The 17943-nt window shown below is 72.0% G+C and carries 16 protein-coding genes and 1 pseudogene; 10 read left to right on the plus strand and 7 right to left on the minus strand.

Going from position 1 to position 17943, the window contains the following annotated elements; genetic code table 11:
- The first annotated feature begins 40 nt into the window (after positions 1-40).
- The gene (locus tag ABZS69_RS08405; protein ID WP_355368602.1) at positions 41-472 is read left to right on the plus strand and encodes a VOC family protein; all 432 of its coding nucleotides are present in this window, start codon (positions 41-43) and stop codon (positions 470-472) included.
- Positions 473-659: 187 nt separating this feature from the next.
- Positions 660-1541 carry a zinc-binding dehydrogenase gene (locus ABZS69_RS08410; protein ID WP_355368604.1) on the plus strand — a complete coding sequence of 294 codons (882 nt, stop codon included), beginning with the start codon at positions 660-662 and terminating at the stop codon, positions 1539-1541.
- 144 nt (positions 1542-1685) lie between these two features.
- Here the strand turns inward: ABZS69_RS08410 and ABZS69_RS08415 are convergent, their stop codons facing one another.
- On the minus strand, positions 1686-2282 hold the full coding sequence (locus ABZS69_RS08415; protein WP_355368606.1) for a TetR/AcrR family transcriptional regulator: 597 nt from the start codon (positions 2280-2282) through the stop codon (positions 1686-1688).
- Positions 2283-2368: 86 nt separating this feature from the next.
- On the opposite strand from ABZS69_RS08415, the gene ABZS69_RS08420 reads away from it, so the two are divergent.
- The gene (locus ABZS69_RS08420; protein ID WP_355368608.1) at positions 2369-3124 is read left to right on the plus strand and encodes a glucose 1-dehydrogenase; all 756 of its coding nucleotides are present in this window, start codon (positions 2369-2371) and stop codon (positions 3122-3124) included.
- A gap of 202 nt (positions 3125-3326) precedes the next feature.
- On the opposite strand, the gene ABZS69_RS08425 is transcribed toward ABZS69_RS08420, so the two are convergent.
- Positions 3327-4037: a helix-turn-helix domain-containing protein gene (locus ABZS69_RS08425; protein ID WP_355368610.1), complete on the minus strand. Its 711-nt coding sequence runs from the start codon at positions 4035-4037 to the stop codon at positions 3327-3329.
- 253 nt (positions 4038-4290) lie between these two features.
- Between ABZS69_RS08425 and ABZS69_RS08430 the strand changes: the two genes are divergently transcribed.
- From ABZS69_RS08430 to ABZS69_RS08440, 3 genes are all read left to right on the plus strand, one after another.
- Positions 4291-5118 (plus strand): oxidoreductase, encoded by an 828-nt coding sequence (locus tag ABZS69_RS08430; RefSeq protein WP_355368612.1) that lies wholly within the window; start codon positions 4291-4293, stop codon positions 5116-5118.
- Between the two features lie 68 nt (positions 5119-5186).
- Positions 5187-6080 (plus strand): ABC transporter ATP-binding protein, encoded by an 894-nt coding sequence (locus ABZS69_RS08435; protein WP_355368614.1) that lies wholly within the window; start codon positions 5187-5189, stop codon positions 6078-6080.
- The gene (locus tag ABZS69_RS08440) at positions 6077-7705 is read left to right on the plus strand and encodes a hypothetical protein (RefSeq protein ID WP_355368616.1); all 1629 of its coding nucleotides are present in this window, start codon (positions 6077-6079) and stop codon (positions 7703-7705) included. Before ABZS69_RS08435 ends, ABZS69_RS08440 begins: the two co-directional genes overlap by 4 nt.
- 70 nt (positions 7706-7775) lie before the next feature.
- Here the strand turns inward: ABZS69_RS08440 and ABZS69_RS08445 are convergent, their stop codons facing one another.
- Together ABZS69_RS08445 and ABZS69_RS08450 are read right to left on the minus strand one after the other, a co-directional pair.
- Positions 7776-8228, minus strand: coding sequence for a DUF1801 domain-containing protein (locus ABZS69_RS08445; RefSeq protein ID WP_355368618.1), 453 nt, complete (start codon positions 8226-8228; stop codon positions 7776-7778).
- A 79-nt stretch (positions 8229-8307) separates the two neighbouring features.
- Positions 8308-9246 (minus strand): zinc-binding dehydrogenase, encoded by a 939-nt coding sequence (locus ABZS69_RS08450; RefSeq protein WP_355368619.1) that lies wholly within the window; start codon positions 9244-9246, stop codon positions 8308-8310.
- A gap of 96 nt (positions 9247-9342) precedes the next feature.
- On the opposite strand from ABZS69_RS08450, the gene ABZS69_RS08455 reads away from it, so the two are divergent.
- Positions 9343-10215, plus strand: coding sequence for a LysR family transcriptional regulator (locus ABZS69_RS08455; protein ID WP_355368621.1), 873 nt, complete (start codon positions 9343-9345; stop codon positions 10213-10215).
- Between the two features lie 66 nt (positions 10216-10281).
- A complete protein-coding gene (locus tag ABZS69_RS08460) occupies positions 10282-11541 on the plus strand; it encodes a ferritin-like protein (RefSeq protein ID WP_355368623.1) in 1260 nt (419 codons plus the stop codon).
- 78 nt (positions 11542-11619) lie between these two features.
- Here ABZS69_RS08460 and ABZS69_RS08465 read toward each other — a convergent pair whose 3' ends face one another.
- The 3 genes from ABZS69_RS08465 to ABZS69_RS08475 are packed head-to-tail and all read right to left on the minus strand — an operon-like array spanning position 11620 to position 15550.
- Positions 11620-13470, minus strand: coding sequence for a beta-L-arabinofuranosidase domain-containing protein (locus ABZS69_RS08465; protein WP_355368625.1), 1851 nt, complete (start codon positions 13468-13470; stop codon positions 11620-11622).
- A 19-nt stretch (positions 13471-13489) separates the two neighbouring features.
- Positions 13490-14491, minus strand: coding sequence for a LacI family DNA-binding transcriptional regulator (locus ABZS69_RS08470; RefSeq protein WP_355368627.1), 1002 nt, complete (start codon positions 14489-14491; stop codon positions 13490-13492).
- A gap of 48 nt (positions 14492-14539) precedes the next feature.
- A complete protein-coding gene (locus tag ABZS69_RS08475) occupies positions 14540-15550 on the minus strand; it encodes a LacI family DNA-binding transcriptional regulator (protein WP_355368629.1) in 1011 nt (336 codons plus the stop codon).
- 274 nt (positions 15551-15824) lie between these two features.
- On the opposite strand from ABZS69_RS08475, the gene ABZS69_RS08480 reads away from it, so the two are divergent.
- Positions 15825-17030 carry a sugar ABC transporter substrate-binding protein gene (locus ABZS69_RS08480; RefSeq protein ID WP_355368631.1) on the plus strand — a complete coding sequence of 402 codons (1206 nt, stop codon included), beginning with the start codon at positions 15825-15827 and terminating at the stop codon, positions 17028-17030.
- A gap of 174 nt (positions 17031-17204) precedes the next feature.
- Positions 17205-17810, plus strand: a pseudogene (locus tag ABZS69_RS08485) (sugar ABC transporter permease); the annotation flags it as partial.
- Positions 17811-17943 lie beyond the last annotated feature (133 nt).

Raw genomic sequence — 17943 nt, forward strand, 5'->3', positions numbered from 1 at the left:
ACATTCGTACATTGAATCGTCAGGAAGGAAGGTCCCCCTCATGACCGTTCTCGACTCCCCGATCCCGCGCTTCCACCTGGCCGTGCCGGTCGACGACCTGGCCGCCGCGCGCCGCTTCTACGGCGAGGTGCTGGGCCTTGAGCAGGGCCGCAGCTCGGACACCTGGGTGGACTGGAGCCTGCGCGGCCACCAGTTCGTGACGCATCTGGCGCCGGCCCGTGCGCGGCGGATCCACAACCCGGTCGACGGCCATGACGTCCCCGTGCCGCACTTCGGCCTGATCCTGACGATCTCCGAGTTCCACCGGCTCGCCGACCGGCTGCGCGCGGCGGACGTCGAGTTCGTCATCGAGCCCTATGTCCGTTTCGAGGGGCAGGCGGGGGAGCAGTGGACGATGTTCCTGCTCGACCCCGCGGGGAACGCGCTGGAGTTCAAGGCGTTCGCCGACGACTCCCAGGTCTTCGCCGTCTGATCGCTTCGGCGGGCCGGGCGGCTTTCGCCCGGCCCGCCGGTTGACCTCAACTTCGATTGAGGTTGCACCCTATGGAGGTCAGGTCGGTAAGAAGGCAGGAGCGAGCGGTAATGCGCGTGGTTCGGGTGATCGAGTTCGGTGCGCCTGAGGTGCTGGTGCCAGGGGAGGCGCCGGGCCCGGGCAGGTCGTGGTCGATGTGGCGGTCGCGGGGATGACGTTCGTCGAGACGCAGATCCGGCGCGGCGCCGACCGGTGGCATGCCAGGCCCGAGCTGCCGTACGTGCCGGGTGGCCTGGTGGCCGGGCGGGTGAGCTCGGTCGGAGCGGGGGTGGATCCGGCGTGGGTGGACCGGCGGGTCATCGCCGGGACGGGGGAGACCGGCGGTTTCGCCGAGCGGGCCGTGGCCGCGGTCGAGGAGCTGTTCCCGGTGCCGGGCGAGCTGGAGCTGCCGGAGGCCGTCGCCCTGCACAGCGACGGCAGCACCGCGCAGGGGCTGGCCGAGGGGGCCAAGATCCGTCCCGGCGAGTGGGTGCTGGTCGAGGCGGCGGCCGGCGGCGTCGGCAGCCTGCTGGTGCAACTGGCCCGTACGGCGGGCGCGCGGGTCGTCGGGGCCGCCCGCGGATCGCGCAAGCTCGACCTGGCCCGGGAGCTGGGTGCCGAGGCCGTGGTCGACTACTCCGAACCGGCCTGGACCGAGCGGGTGCTGGAGGCGACCGGCGGCGCGGGGCCGGACGTGGTGTTCGACGGGGTCGGCGGGGAGATCGGGCGGGCCGCGTTCGAGGCGACGGCCCGTGGCGGCCGGTTCTCGGTGCACGGCGCCTCCAGCGGCGAGGTGACGGCCATCGACCCCGAGCAGGCGCGTCACAAGGGGGTGGAAGTGATCGGCATCGAGCAGCTCTTCGGGTTCGGGCCGCACGTGGTGCGGTGGGCGGAGCAGATGATGGCGCAGGCGGCGGCGGGGCTCGTCCGGCCGGTCATCGGGCAGACCTTCCCCTTGGAGCGCGCCGCCGACGCGCACGCCGCGATCGAATACCGCACCGCCCTGGGCAAGACCCTCCTGCTGATCTGACGGAGGCTCGCGTCCTTGAGCGCCCCGCCCGACCACTGCCGATAGGCGGCCCCGTCGTGCGGCGGCCCCTTCACAGGGTGGGCCGTTTGCGCGAGGAGGCCGTCGGCGCTCCCTCGGTGGGCGGCGCGTCTCAGCCCCGTCCGGTTACGGGCGGCTGGCGCGGAGGTGGGCGATGCCCAGGTCCAGGGCGGCCTCCAGGTGGGTGACCTCGCCGGTGGACATCTGGATCAGGACCCCGCCCTGGATGCCGGCGAGCAGGGCGGCCGCCGCGCGCTCGGGGTCGAGGCCCGGGTCGACCTCGCCGGCGTCCTGCATGTGCCGTACCCCGGCGGCGATCTCGGCCTGCCAGCGGCGCACCAGCTCGGCGACCACGGCCTGGGCGGCGGGCGTGCGGTTGCCCAGCTGCGAGGTGACCGAGTTGAGCGGGCACAGACGGCCCTGGCTCCGGTAATGGTCGACGACCGTGTCGCGCCACCGCTGCCAGGCGGGCCACGAGGTCAGCTCGCCGAGCGCCGGCTGCTGGTTGTCCAGCACGCGGCCGGCCTCGAAGCGGGCCACCGCCAGCAGCAGCTCCTCGCGCCCGCCCGGGAAGTAGTGGAAGAGCTGGCTCTTGCTCGTGGCGGTCCTGGCCAGCACGTCGTCGAGGGCCGTGTCGGCCACGCCGTACTCGCGGATGTGCGCGGCGGCGCCCTCGAGAATGCGCTGCCGCGTCGCGGCCCCCTTGCGGGTCAGCGTGGGCATGGTGACCTCCCGGATTGGACTTGCTAGTCCATTTTAGCCTCGGCATCCTGGGTCGCGAATCCACACCTTCGCAAGGGAGAGTCATCGTGTCCGCACGTCTTCAGGGGCGCACCGCCCTGGTCACGGGCTCCACCGACGGCATCGGCGCGGCCATCGCCCGCGCGCTCGCCGCCGAGGGCGCCCACGTCATCGTCAGCGGCCGGGACACCGCCCGGGGCGAGAAGGTCGTCGCGTCCATCGCCGAGCAGGGCGGGCAGGCTTGGTTCGTCCGCGCCGACCTCGCCGGCGGGCTGCCCGCCGTCCGCGAGCTCGCCGACGTCGCGCACCGGCTGGCCGGCGGCCCGCTGGACATCCTGGTCAACAACGCGGCGCTGCTGATCCACCCCGCCCCGACGGCCGAGGTGGAGGAGGCTCTCATCGATCAGGCCCTGGCCGTCAACGTCAAGGCCGCCTTCCTCCTCACCGGCCTGATCGCCCCCGCCATGGCGGCCCGCGGCAGCGGCGCGATCATCAACCTCGGCTCCATCTCCGGGTTGTTCGGGACGAGCGGTTCCGCGCTCTACAGCACCACGAAGGCCGCCGTCCACTCGCTGACCAAGTCGTGGGCGGACGAGTACGGCCCCTCCGGCGTGCGGGTCAACACCGTGGCGCCGGGCCCCACGTTCACCGACAAGGTCGCCGCGATGGCGGACTTCCTGGCGCCGATGATCGCGACCATCCCCTCGCGCAGGCCCAGCACTCCGGAGGAGGTGGCCAAGGCGGTGGTGTTCCTGGCGGGGGACGACGCGGCCAACGTCCACGGAGCCACCCTCTCGGTGGACGGCGGGCGCGCGGCGGTCTGAGCCTTGCCCGCGCCTGGAGCCCCGCGGCATCGGCCCGCCCCCTTCGCGGCAACGGATCCGCCCTCGAACACCCCGAGCGTCGCGGACCCGCCGCCCTCAGACGGTCCGGGTGCCACGGACCCGCCCTTGGACGGCCCGGAAGCCGCGGGCGTTTGGACGGTCGGGGCGTTGCGGACCCGGCGCGCCTGGAGGGTCGCGGTGGTCAGCGCGGGAGTTCTCCGGTGCCGGCGAAGGTCTGGCGGTAGTGCTCGGCGGCCTGAGCCATGTCCGAGCTGATGAGCTCGAAGAACCGGCTAGCGGTCGCGAGCCGCCGCCCGGCCGGGGTGTCGGCGCCGAGGATGTCGACCCCGTCCCGGACCGTCTCGGTCCACATCGTCATCGACCGGGTGCCCACCTGCCACGCCCGGTACCAGACCTCGGCGTCGATGATGTACCGCTCGCGCCGGTTGTCGCGCTCGCGCCTGACGAGCCCCACCTGCTCCAGCCAGCCCACGCCCTTGGAGATCGACGCGGGGCTGACCCGCAGCCGCTCGGTCAGCTCGGCGACGGTCAGGTTGCCGGTGTCGCTGGTGAACAGGCAGGCCATCACCCTGGCCGCCATCGTCGGCACACCCCCGAACCTCGCGGTGAGCCTCTCCTCGAACTCCCGCACCGCCTCGGGGTCACGCCGGCCGGCGTCCCCATCGGCCGACGTGCTCGCCGGTGCGGCGGGCCGGCGGCGGGCGCGCCAGCCGGTCGCCTGCTGCGCCCGGCCCGCGTGGTAGCCGTGCGGGCCGCCGTTGCGCGCGATCTCGCGGCCGACGGTCGACCTCGGCCGCCCCAGGCGCCGGGCGATCTCCGCGTAGGAGAGCCCTCCCGCCAGCCCCTCCGAGATCCTGCGGCGCTCGTCGTACGTGAGGTGGCCTCCTGGCATGCGCCCTCCCGGCACGTCGTCGTCACGGGCAAGTATGGCTTCCGGGCACACCTGAGTGCGACAGGCCGACAGAGATTGTTGCATTTGCCGACATCGTCGTTGCGCCAACTGCTCCGCTCTGACCTGCGAAAACGACGTTCGCAACTTGCTGAATCCGCAAACGCATCCGTAACTTTCCCCCTGGGTGAACGATCGCCGGTCACGCGTCGCGTAGCCGGCCTCGATCACCGCCGAACCCGAGGGGGACCCTGGCATGGTTGCCAAAGTATGCCTCGTGACCGGTGCCTCATCCGGCATCGGCCACGCCACCGCGCTCCAGCTCCTGCACGCCGGCCACTTCGTCTACGGGGCGGCGCGGCGGGTGCACAGGATGGCGGAACTGCGCGACGCGGGGGGCCGCACGCTGCCGGTGGACGTGACCAGAGAAGAAGACCTCAAACAGGCCGTCGACACCGTCCTGGACGAGTGCGGGCGCATCGACGTCCTGGTGAACAACGCCGGAGCCGTCGTCCATGGCGCCGTCGAGGACACGCCGCTGGCCATGGCGCGAGACCTGTTCGAGGTCAACGTGTTCGCCGCGGCCCGGCTGGCCCAGCTGGTGCTGCCGGGGATGCGGCAGCGGGGATCGGGCACGATCGTCAACGTGTCGTCGATCGGCGGGGAGGTCGCCCTCCCGCTCGGCGCCTGGTACTACGCCTCCAAGCACGCCCTGGAAGCCTTCTCCGACACGCTCCGCATGGAGACCGCGCAGTTCGGCATCGACGTCGTCGTCATCCAGCCCGGCATCATCAGGACCGACTTCGAGGCCGGGACGGCGCGGCAGCTTCGGGAGATCTCCGGAGGCGGGGCCTACCGGAAGATGGCCGAGGCCATGGCAGGCGCCGCCGAGGCGCCGGCGGGCCACCGCGGCGACCAGGCCACCGACCCCGGCGTCGTCGCGGCGACGATCTGGGAGGCCGTCGAGTCGGACCGGCCGGAGACCCGCTACGTCGTCGGCTGGCAGGCCGAAGCGCTCCTGCAGCTCAACAGGTCCCTCTCGGACCGCGAATTCGACGCGCGCATCACTGGCCCCCTCACCTGACCGGGCCGCCGCCCCGCACGCAGCTGGGGCGGGCCGGTCCCACCAGCGGCACAATTCGGAGAAACCCCATGACCCCTGCCATCGCCATTTCCGGGCTCGTCAAGGCCTACGGGCCGGCGCGCGCCCTCGACGGCCTCGACCTCACCGTGAACGTAGGAGAGGTGCACGGCTTCCTCGGCCCGAACGGGGCCGGCAAGAGCACCACCATCCGCATCCTGCTGGGCCTGATCCGGGCCACCTCCGGCAGCGCCAGGTTGCTGGGCGGCGACCCCTGGGCCGACGCCGTCGCGTTGCACCGGCGGCTGGCGTACGTGCCGGGCGACGTCGAGCTGTGGCCCAACCTCACCGGAGGCGAGGCCGTCGACGTGCTCGGCCGGCTGCGCGGCGGGCTCGACGAGCAGCGCAGGAACGAGCTGATCGAGCGGTTCGAGCTCGACCCCAAGAAGAAGGCACGGACCTACTCCAAGGGCAACCGCCAGAAGGTCGCCCTCGTCGCCGCCCTGTCCGCCGACGTGGAGCTGCTGATCCTCGACGAGCCCACGAGCGGGCTGGACCCGCTGATGGAGGCGGTCTTCCAGCAGGTGGTCGCCGAGGCCGCCGCCGGCGGCCGCACCGTCCTGCTGTCCAGCCACATCCTCGCCCAGGTCGAGACGCTCGCCGACCGGATCACCATCATCCGGGACGGCAAGGCCGTGGAGTCGGGGACGCTGGCGCAGCTGCGGCACCTGACCCGGACGACGGTCGCGGCCGAGACCGCCGCCCCGGTCACCGGCCTCGACCGGCTGCCGGGCATCCACGACGCGAAGATCGACGGCCGGAGCGTGCGGTTCGGCGTCGACGCCCAGCACCTCGACGCCGCGATCCGGCACCTGACCACGTTCGGCCTGACCTCGCTGGTCAGCCACCCGCCGACGCTGGAGGAGCTCATGCTCCGGCACTACGCGCGCAAGGAGGCGGCGTGACCACCACGGTTTCCCCGGTGCGCGGCCGTACCGGATCGATATCGGCGAGCAGCCACCTGACCGGCACCGGCGCGATGGTACGGCTGGCGCTGCGCCGCGACCGGATCAAGCTCACCCTCTGGCTGGTCGCCATCACGGCCCTCGTCCCGCGCTTCTACTACGCCGCCGTGAACGCGGTCGTCCCGACGCCCGAGGCCCTGGCCGAAGCCTCGCAGATGATCCGCGTCTCCTTCATGAGGGTGCTCGGCGGCCCCCTGTTCGGCGAGGTCACCACGCAGAGCTACTTCCTCGCGGCCTACTGGGTGGAGTTCCTGCTGGCCGCCGCGATCATGAACTTGATGCTCGTGACCCGGCACACCCGGGCCGAAGAGCAGACCGGCCGGGCCGAACTCGTCCGGGCGGCCGTCGTCGGCCGGCACGCTCAGCTCACCGGGGCGCTGATCGTGGCCGTGATCGGCAACGCCGCGCTCGCGGTCCTCACCACCGCCGCGACGATCAGCATCGGGTTCCCCGCCGGCAGCGCCCTGCTGTTCGGCGCCTCACTCGCCGCGGTCGGGCTGCTGTTCGCGGGGGTCGCCGCGGTCACCGTCCAGGTCACCGAGCACCCCAGGGGCGCCAACGGGCTCGCGGGCATCGTGCTCTTCGTCGTCTGGTTGCTGCGGGGCGCGGGGGCGCTGCAGAGCCAGGAGGGCGGCCCGCTGTTCTGGCTGTCGCCGATCGGCTGGTCGCAGCAGACCCGGGTGCTGGCCGACGAGCGCTGGTGGCCGCTCGGCCTTTCCGTCCTGCTCGCCGGGCTGCTGGTCGCGGGCGCCTACTCCCTGGCGAGCCGCCGGGATCTCGGCGCCTCCTTGGTGGCCCCGCGCCCCGGCCGCGCCTCGGCGCCCTCGTGGCTGCGCTCGTCGTTCACGCTCGCGCTGAGGCTCCAGCAGGGGGTCATCCTCGGATGGGGCGCCGCGTTCCTCGCCGTCGGCCTCGTCCTGGGCGGCATGACCGGGGGGATGGAGCAGACCGATCTCCCCATCTTCTCCGCCGACGCGGACTTCGGGCGGGCCTGGGTCAGCCTCATGGTGTTCACCGGGTCCCTCTACACCGGCGTCTTCGCGGTCCTGTCGGTCATCCGGCTCAGGGCCGAGGAGGTGCGCGGCCTGATCGGCCCCGTGCTGGCCGGGCCGACCGGCAGATCCACGTGGTATTGGTCGTCCCTGCTGGTCACCGCGCTCGCCGTGGTCGTCCTGCCGGTGGTGTACGGCGCCGCGCTCGGCGTCGGCGCCGCCCTGTCGACCGGCGAACCCGGCCTCGTGGGAGAGGTCACCTGGTCGAGCCTGGTCCGCGCCCCAGAAGTGCTGGTGCTGCTCGCCGTCCCCGCCGCGCTGCTCGGGCTCGCCCCGCGGGCCATGGGCGCGGTGGCCTGGGCCGTGCTCGTGTACAGCGGGTTCATGCAGATCCTGGGGTCCTACATGAACCTGCCGGGGTGGCTGGTGAACACGTCGGTGCTGTCCCACCTCCCGTGGCACCCGCTGGGGTCCTTCGCCCCGGTGGCTACGGTGGTGCTGACCGCACTCGCCGCGGTGCTGGCGATCCTCGGCCTGTACGGCCTGCGCCGCCGCGACCTCGACGCGGGCTGAGGCGCCGGAGCCGATGAGCTGCCGGAGCACGGCCGGCAGCTCGCGGAAGGGCTCAGCCCGGAGTCATGGGCTACCGCTGCTGCCCGCGGTCGGTGGCCCGGTCGACGCCCTTGTGCACCCGCACCGTGCGGTCGATGAGCTCGCGCAGCGCGCTCTCGTCGACGTCGTCGAGCCGTTTCAGGTAGAGGCATCCCTTACCGGCCCTGTGCGGACCGAGCCGGGCCAGCACAGATGCGTGCCGCTCCTCGAACCCGCCCACCAGATAGACGACGAGTTGCTGCTTGCGTGGCGAGAAGCCCGCCAGGGGCCAGTCACCCGTGCGCCCACTCGCGTAGGTGTAGCGGTAGCTGCCGAAGCCGACGATGCTGGGGCCCCACATCACCGCGGGCTCACCGGTCACCTCGGACAGGATCGCGCGCAGGCGCTCCGCGTCGGCCCGCCGGCGTGTGTCAGAGACCGCGGCCAGGAAATCGTCCACGCTGGCGTCGGTCGGGACCGTCACCGGCTGTTTCGAGGTCACCATGGCGTCATGCTCCCACGCCGGTACGACAAATAGCGGTGGGCACGTGGGACCCCCGTCGCGCCCCCTTATCGCCTGTTACCTAATTGCGCAGGATGACCTTTCCGACGGTACGGCGGGCGGCCAGGTCCGCCAGTGCCTGGCCGGCCTGCGCGAGCTCGTACTCCCCGCCCGTCAGCGGGCGCAGCCGGCCGGCGACGGTGAGCTCGATGAGCTCGGCCAGCGGCGCGGCGGCGGTGCTGCCCGGCCGGCGCAGGTGGGCGCCGAGCCAGTAGCCGCCCACCGCGATGTTCTGCCGGCTGAGCGAGCCGGGGTCGATCGGCTTCGGCGACTCGCCGCCCGAGGTCCCGTACGTGAACAGGCGGCCGAACGGGGCCAGCGCCTGGAGGGCCGCGTCGAACACCGGCCCGCCCACGGCGTCCAGCACCACGTCCACCGGTTCGCCGCCGTTGGCCTCGATCACCCGCTCGGCGTAACCGCCGGCCGCGCCGTCGATCGCCGCGTCCGCGCCGAACCCCAGCACCAGCTCCCGCTTCTCCCCGGTGGACGCCGTTCCGATCACCCGCCCGGCCCCGAACTCCTTGGCCAGCTGCACCGCCAGATGGCCCACCCCGCCGGCCGCCGCGTTGACCACGACGCTCTCGCCGGGTGCGATCCGCGCCGCCGTACGCAGGAGGTGCCACGCGGTCAGCCCCTGCACCAGCAGCGCCAGCGCGGCGCCCGCGGGCAGCTCCTCGGGGATCTCCACCGACGCCCCCACCAGTGCCTTCGTCGCGAAGGCGCGCTCGGTGAAGGCGAGCACCCGGCGGCCGTCCGCGGTGCGGCCCACGACCTCGCTGCCCGGCACGAATGGCAGCTCGGGCGGCAGGTAAGAACCGTCGAGCCGCCTGACGTCGGCGAAATTGAGCCCGGCGGCCTCGACGTCCACCAGGGTCTCGCCCGGGCCCGGCACCGGGTCGGGCACCTCGGCCAGGGTCAGCACCTCGGGACCGCCACACCGTTCGGCACACATCACTTTCATGCGCCCGACGCTACGGGAGGCGCGAAAGCCCAGCCAGCGGGCAGGGTTTCTGCATCGCGCGGAATGTATGAAGGTCCTTCATACGTTGTCCGCCCCGTGAACGATCTGACCGCGGCCGAACTTCGCGTGCTCGTCGCCGTGGACGGCGAGGGCAGCGTGTCGGCGGCCGGGACCCGGCTGGGGCTGACCCAGTCGGCCGTCTCGCACGCCCTGCGCGCCGCCGAACGGAAGATGGGGACCGTGCTGTTCCAGCGCGGACGCGCCGGCGCCCGGGCCACCGCGGCGGGGGAGACGGCGGTCGGCCACGCGCGGCGGATCCTGCGGCTCATGGAGGTCATGAGGACCGACACGCACACCGCCGCCCGCGGCGAGGCCACCGGCACCATCCGGCTGGCCGCCTTCCGCAGCGCCGCCTTCCACCTGCTGCCGAGGGTGCTGGTGCGGTTCGGGCAGCGCCATCCGGGGGTCACCGTGGACGTGCGCATCGTGCCCGACCTGGGCAGGGGCATCGCCGGCGAGGTGGCCGACGGCCGCGCCGACGTGGGCGTCGTCTCGCTGCCGGTGTACGTGGAGGGCCTGGTCAGCAAGGAGCTGTACGCCGAGCCGTACGTGCTGGCCCATCCGGCCGGGCACCCTGATCCGCGCGCGCTGCCCATGATCGACTGGTACGAGAACTGCTCGGGGGAGACCCGGCGCTGGCTGGCCAGGCAGGAGTGGATCCCGCCCGGCGACATCACGGTCGAGGACGACGGGGTGGTCATGTCGATGGTCGGCCACGGGCTCGGCGCGGCGATCGTACCGAGGCTGTCGACCGTGGACGCGCCGCCCAAGGTGGCCACGGCCGAGCTCGGCGACGGCGCCCCGCTGCGCCGCGTGGGCTACGTGACCACCGGGGAGCTGGCCGGGTCGGCGCTGATCCGCGACCTGCTCGGCGAGCTGCGCACCCTCAGGGCGCCCGCGAGCGCGTGATCGCCGCCGCGAAGCCCGCGTGGCGTGGGCCTGCCGCCGCCTCGGCCTCTGTGTAATTCTGTAAGCATGACTGAGCCCCCCATCGTGATCGAACACCGCGAGCACGTGTGGTACCTGCTCGTCCAGGCCTCGCAGCTCGAGCACATGATCATGTGCCAGTACCTCTTCGCCGAGTTCAGCCTCAAGACCGAAGGCCTGACCGGCGAGCAGCAGGCCGCGGTCGATCGCTGGCGCCAGGAGCTCCACGGCATCGCCGTGCAGGAGATGCTCCACCTCGCCCTGGTGGCCAACCTCATGTCGGCCATCGGCGCCGCGCCCACCTTCGGCCGCCCGAACTTCCCGCAGTCCTGCGGCGCGTTCCCGCCCACGATCCAGCTGCGGCTCCTGCCCTTCGGCGAGGCGGCGCTGGCCCACTTCCTCTACCTCGAACGGCCCGAGGGCATGGAGCGGCACGACGCCGCCGAGTTCATCTCCTGCGACCCGCCGCCCGAGCCCGTCGCGTCCGGCGAGATCTTCCCCCGCGCGCAGGAGTTCGCCACGGTCGGCCATCTCTACCGGGGCATCAAGGACGGCCTGACCGCTCTGGTCGCCAAGTACGGAGAGGAGCAGGTGTTCTGCGGCTCGCCCCGGGCCCAGGCCACCCCGGAGCTGTTCCGCTGGCCCGAGATGGTCGCGGTGACCGACCTCGCGTCGGCGTGCGCCGCCATCGAGCAGATCATCGAGCAGGGCGAGGGCGCGCAGGGCGACTGGCAGGACGCCCATTACGGCCGCTTCCTGAAGATCTGGGAGGAATATCACGCGCTGCGGGCCGCCGACCCGGCCTTCGAACCCGCCCACCCCGCGCTCGGCGCGTTCACCCGCCAGCCCTTCGACGTACGGGAGCCGCAGCCGCTGATCGGCGACCCGCGGACGCTGGCGCTGGCCGAGCTCTGCAACCTCGCCTACGAGGCGATCCTGTGGCTGCTCACCCGCTTCTTCACGCACACCGACGAGAGCGAGGAGGAGCTCGACGCCCTGATCGGCGCGGCGATCACGACGATGGCGAGCGTGCTGCGGCCGCTCGGCACCGAGCTGACCCGGCGGCCCGCCGGCCCAGCCCATTCGGGCCGCACGGCCGGGCCGGCCTTCGAGATGTACTACCTGATGGACAACGTGGTGCCCTGGCGCGAGGCCGCCTGGACGGTGCTGATCGAACGGCTGCGCCAGATCGCCGAGCGAAGTGCGTCCCATGCCGTCGCCGACCCGGTGGTCGCGGCGGCGGCGGAGCAGGTCACGGGGGTGGCCGACGCGCTGGACGCCGCCCGCGCCAAGGCGGCCGCCGGGTAGACGAGGGGCGGGCGACGGGGAGGCGACGGGGAGGCGACGGGGAGGCGACGGGTAGGCGACGGGTAGGCGAGCACGCGGTCAGGAGCGGCCGGAGGCCTCCGGGATCCAGACGCGCATGGCCGACGGTCCGCGGCGGGCCCACGAGCGGTAGGGGATCAGGGGCACGGCGCGGTCCTCGCCGGATCGGTGGTGCCGGGCGGTGGCCACGACGGAGCCGTTGTCCGCGGTGACGGTGTCCGGCAGCAGCGCCGCGTCCTCCAGCGCCCACGACGGCGGCAGGTCGACCGACTCCATGGCCAGCACCTCCGGCCCGCGCTGGACGGCCACGCACCCGCGGACGGCGTCGACGCGATGGTCCGGGCGGACGACCCGGGGCCGCAGGTCGAGGGTCAGCTCCAGCCGGTCGCCCGCCTGCCACGTCCTGGTCAGCACCATGGTGGCGCCGGCGGCCGGCTCGACGGGCCCGCCGTTGAGGGTGAGCCGGGTGCCGGTGGACCACTCCGGATCGCGCAGGCTGATCGACGCCGGCCCGGCCGGCGCCTGCCGCACGGTGACCGTCACCACGCCGCTGTGCGGGTAGTCCGTCGTGACCTCCAGCTCGAACGGCCCGCCGGCCACGACGGCGTCGATGGCGGCCGACGCGTACTGGTGGATCTGGATGCCGTCGGACGTGGTCGTGGCGAGATAGCCGCCGAGGCCGGCGAGGGTGCGGGCGAGGTTGGGCGGGCAGCAGGAGACCTCGTACCAGGGCTGACGCAGGCCGGACCCGCCGCGGATGCACACGCCGTCGTCGTTGAGCGGGACCTCGCCGCCCGGGTGGCGCTGGTGCAGGGTGTTGGCGTAGAAGAACGAGCGGCCGTCGTCGCCGGGCGAGGTCGCGACGATGTTGTAGAGGGTGCGCTCGATCAGGTCGGCGTGGCGCGGGTCGCCGGTGGCCAGCAGCAGCCGCCAGCTGAACATGATGGACGCGACGCCCGCGCAGGTCTCGCAGTACGAGCGGTCCGGCGGCAGCACGTGGTCCTCGCCGAAGGCCTCGTCCATGTGGTGCGAGCCCATCCCGCCGGTGAGGTACGTCCGGCGTTCGACGGTGTTGTCCCACTGGGTCCTCAGCGCGTCCAGCAGCTCCCGGTCGCCGGTCTCGACCGCGACGTCGGTCGCCCCGGCGGCCAGGTAGAGCGCCCGTACGGCGTGCCCGCGCAGCACGTCGGCCTTGCGCACGGGGAGGTCGTCCTGTGCGAAGGCCCGCCCGAACTCGATCAGCGGCAGCGTCCCCGTGCCGCGCCGCTCGACGAACAGCGCCGCCTGGTCGAGGTAGCGGCGCTCACCGGTGGTGCGGAACAGCTCCACGAGCGCGACCTCGATCTCGGCGTGCCCGCACACCCGGTTCAGCCCGCCCGGCCCGAACATGACGCAGACGTGGTCGGCCAGCCGGACGGCCACGTCGAGCAGCGACCTGGTGCCGTACGCCCGGTGGTGCGCGACCGCCGCCTGGATCAGGTGTCCGAAACAGTACAGTTCGTGCCCCCAGGTGAAGTCGCTGTAGCGGGGGGCCTGCCAGGGGCGGCCGAAGAGCGTGTGCAGGTAGCCGTCGGGCTCCTGCGCCGCGGCGACCCGCCGGACCAGGTCGTCGGCGATCGGGTCGAGCGCGCCGGGGCCCGAGCGGGCGTGCTCCCAGGAGACGGCCTCGATGATCTTGTAGATCTCCGAGTCGGCGAACTCTCGCCCGCGGTGCTCGTACCGGGCGCCGCTCGCGGCCCGGTCGAAGTTGGCCACCCACCCGAGACGCTCCATCCACTCGACCGCGTGCGGGATGACGGCCGAGCGGCCGAGGCTCTGGAGCCGTCCCCAGAAACCCTCCGCCAGCCGGGCCCGGTCGAGGGGCAGCGGCCGCAGCAGGGTGTGTGACGGCTGGACGGGTGGCGCTGACATGGCACTCCTGGCTGGATCTTCAGTGGTGGGGGCGGGCGGCCGACTCGCGGACGACGAGCCGGGGCCTGACGACGAGGTCGGGCGGCTGCGACCGGCCGTCGCGCAGGTGCAGCAGCTGCCGGAACGCCAGCCGGCCCAGGCGCTGGAAGTCCTGCTCGACCGTGGTCAGCGCGGGGGAGAGGAACCGGCTGAAGGGCTGGTCGTCGAAGCCCGCCACCGACTTGCCGCCGGGCAGCGGCACGCCGGAGTCGCGCAAGGCCCGCAGCACGGCGGCGGCGACGACGTCGGTCGCGCAGAAGACGGCGGTGACGTCGTCGCGGTGCGCGAGCTCCAGCCCGATCTCGTATCCGCTGCGCGGGTCGAAGGCAGCCGTCCAGGTCGGCGGCGGCTCGATCCCGCGGCCCTCCAGGGCGGCCCGCCAGCCGGCCGTCCGTCCGGCCGGGCGGCCGAACGGCGGCTCGGTGACGTGGTGCACCGTGCCGTGCCCGAGGTCGAGCAGATGCTCGGTGACCAGGCGTCCGCCGGCGTGCTCGTCCATCACCGCGTACGGCACGTGCCCCGGGCGGCCGTCGAACCCGGTGACGCCGACCATCGGCACCGAGCTCGGCATGCGGCCGATGACCCGCTCGCCCTGGGCGTCGAAGTCGATCACGATGACACCGGCGACCTCCTGGCTGAGCGCGCGCCGGATCGCCCCTTCCACGTCGTCGCCGGCGGACTCGACCACGCAGACGGTGACCGCGTAGCCGTTGTCGCGCGCCGTCTGCTCGATGCCGGCCAGCACCTCCGCGTACCCGTAGCGGTTGAGGTGCGCGGCCATGACGGCGATCATCGAACGCGAGCCCGAGATCAGCGTCCTGGCCACGCCCTTGGGCCGGTAGTCCAGCTCCTTGACGGCGCGCATGACCCGGGCCACGGTCTCCGGCCGCACGCCGGAGGAGCCGTTGAGAACCCGCGACACGGTCGGGACGGAGACCTCGGCCAGCCGCGCGACATCAGCGATCTTCGGTCCTCGCGTCATGCGGCAAATATACACACAGGTCATGAAAAAATAATCAAAGCCCTGCTCTCAGGCCGGTGCGGGGCCGACCGACTGGCCCGGCACCAGCGTGCAGGGGATGAGGATGCGCGGAGGGGCCTCCTGGACGCCTTCGAGCTGGTCGATCAGCGCGTTCACGCCGAGACGGCCCAGCTCGGTGGCCGGCGCCGTCATCACGGTCAGGGACGGCTCGATCATCTCGCCGAGCTCGGCGGTGGTGGCCGCGGAGACGATCGACAGATCGTCCGGCACGGTGCGGCCGAGCGCTCGTGATCCCTTGACCAGCCCCGCCGAGGCGCCCTCGTTCACCACGACGACGGCCGTCACCTCCGGGAAGTCCTCGCTGAGCCGGCGTGCGGCCTTCCGCCCGCCGGCCGACGTGCCCTCCACGGTGATGACGGTGGCCGGCTCGCCGGCGGCCGCCATCGCGTGCAGGTACGCGGACTTCGCCCGGATGATCCAGCCGGGTTTGTACCCGGCCGAGGGCTTCATGCGCAGGGTGACGAGCGCGATGCGCCGGTGGCCGTACGAGCGGAGATGCGCGACGGCCTGGTCGATCGTGGTGGTGAAGTCGATGTCGACGAACGGCAGCTCTTCGTCCTCGGTCCGGCCGATCAGCGCGAAGGGGAGCCGGGACGCGATGAGCCGCTCGACGCGGGGGTCTCTGAGCTGGACCTCCATGAGCAGCGCGCCGTCGACGAGACCGCCGGCGAGCAGGTGGGACATCTGCTCGTCGTCGTTCACGGGCCACAGCACGAGGTCGTAGCCGCGCTCGCGGGCGCCGTGGGCGGCGCTCATGAGGAACTGGTTCGCCGTGGCGATCGGCCGGGCCTCGAGATAGGGGTGCAACAGCGCGAGGATGCGCGTGCGCGAGCTGGCCAGCGCGCGGGCCACGACGTTGCGCCGGTAGTCCAGCTCCCGGATGGCCGCCTCGATGCGGGCCCTGGTCTCCGGGGCGACCCGCTTGGTGCCGTTGATGACGAAGGAGACCGTGGCGATGGAGACGTTGGCTCGCTCGGCGACGTCGCGCATCGTGACCATGGACTGTCTGCCTCCCTCCTCGTGAGGACGCGCGAAGAGCAGCGTAACTCTATCGAGGCTTCCTCGGTAAATCGCTTAACTAGTTATTGACTTCCCTGAGCTATGGGCGCAACATACTTCACAAGCGAGCTCGGTTAAGCGCTTTACCGACTGTTGTCCATGTCTCGAGAGCGATGCGTCCCGCATCCCTGGCTCTCTCTCCGTGACTCATCCGCCAGTGGCCCTCGCGAACCCCCTCATGCCGCCCCCCCAATGCCGGCAAGGAGCAGCTCACATGAAGACAGCACGGAAGTGCCCCAAAATAACCGTCGCGGCAGCCGCCCTCGTCCCCCTCTCCCTGACCGCCTGCGGCGGATCGGCCTCCTCCGGCACCGGATCGCTGACCGTCCAGGACTACTACCAGCCCTCGCACGACGCGATCTACAAAGCCTGCGCGAAGAGCGTCGGTGTCGAGGTCAAGATCAACCACCTCCCGGGCGCCGGGCTGATCTCCAAGGTGCTCCAGCAGAGCTCCTCGCGCACCCTTCCCGACGTGCTGATGCTCGACAACCCCGACGTGCAGCAGATCGCCGCCTCCGGCGCGCTCTCGCCGCTGACCGACTACGGGCTGAACGGCGAGGGCATGGTCCCGGCCGTGGTGAAGGCGGGCACGTACGAGGGCAAGCTGTACGGGCTCGCGCCGGCCGTGAACACCATCAGCGTCTTCTACAACCAGGACATGTTCGAGGCCGCGGGCATCTCGGCGCCCCCGAAGACCTGGGACGAACTGCGCGCCGCCGCGAAGAAGCTGACCCAGGGGGACCGCTACGGCTTCGCGATGAGCAACATCAACACCTACGAGGGCTCGTGGCAGTTCCTGCCGTTCATGTGGAGCAACGGCGGCACCGAGGAGAACCTCGCCACCCCGGAGACCGCGCAGGCGCTGCAGTTCCTCGTCGACCTGCAGAACGACGGGTCGATCTCCAAGAGCTCCGTCAACTGGGGCCAGGGCGACGTGGTCAACCAGTTCGTCGCCGGCAAGGCCGCGATGGCGGTCAACGGCCCGTGGGTGATCCCCCAGTTGGAGAAGGAGAAGAGCCTGAAGTGGGCGGCGTTCACGATCCCCACGCGGCTGGCGTCGCAGACCACGGTCGCGCCGCTCGGCGGTGAGCTCTACACGGTGCCGCGGACCGGCGACAAGACCAGGATGGGCAAGGCCGGGCAGTTCGTGAAGTGCCTGACCTCGCCGGAGAAGCAGCTCGAGTCGGCGAAGATCGAGCAGACCATCCCGTCGACCCTGACCGTCGCCGCGGAGTTCGGCAAGTCCAACGAGGTGATCGCGCCGTTCGTCACGGCGGTGAAGACCGCGCGCTCGCGCACCGCGATTCTCGGGCCCGACTGGCCGAAGGCGGCCACGAAGATCTACACCGCCGTGCAGGCCGCCCTGACGGGCAAGGCCGCTCCCGCGGAAGCGCTGCAGCAGGCGCAGAACCAGCAGTAGGGGTGGCTCGTGATCTCGGCTGACCTCCGTCTCGCCGCCACGGGAAAGCCGCGCGAAAGGGACGGCCGGCGCAGGGCCCGCCTGATGCGGCGTGGCGCGCAGTGGCTGTTCTCGCTGCCCGCCGTCTTCTTCGTGGCGGTGTTCTTCGGCTATCCCGTCGTGCAGAACGTCGTCATGAGTTTCCAGGAGTACACGACCGCGACCTTCTACACGGGAGAAGCGCCCTGGGTCGGCCTGGCCAATTACGTGACGACCCTGTCGAGCGGCCTTTTCACGACCACCGTGGTGAACACGGCCCTGTTCACGGTCGGGTCGATCTCCTTCCAATTCGGGATCGGGCTCGCCCTGGCGCTGTTCTTCAGGCGCAATTTCCCGCTGAGCGGTTTCCTGCGCTCGCTGCTGCTGCTTCCGTGGCTGCTGCCGCTGATCGCCTCCAGCGCGGTCTGGAAATGGATTCTCGACCAGGAGAGCGGGGTCCTGAACCAGTTCCTCGGCCTGTTCGGCGTCGATCCGATCCCCTGGCTGGTCAGCCCCGGCCTCGCGCTCACCGGCGTCATCGGGGTGAACATCTGGCTCGGGATCCCGTTCAACGTCGCGATCCTCTACAGCGGCCTGCAGGGAGTCCCGCGGGAGCTCTACGAGGCGGGCTCGCTGGACGGCGCGGTCGGCTGGAAGGCGTTCAGGCACATCACCTGGCCGAGCATCCGGCCCGTGGTCAGCGTCGTCCTCGTGCTCGGAGTCGTCTACACGCTCAAAGTCGTCGACATCATCCTCGGCCTGACCGGCGGCGGCCCGGCCAACTCCACCCAGACGCTGGCCACGAACGCCTACAACAAGTCGTTCGTCGAGTTCGACTTCGGGCAGGGCGCGGCGCGGCGCTCAGCAACATCCTCATCGTGGTGTCGCTCGTCTT

This window comes from Nonomuraea sp. NPDC005650 (assembly GCF_040605375.1).
Classification (GTDB): domain Bacteria; phylum Actinomycetota; class Actinomycetes; order Streptosporangiales; family Streptosporangiaceae; genus Nonomuraea.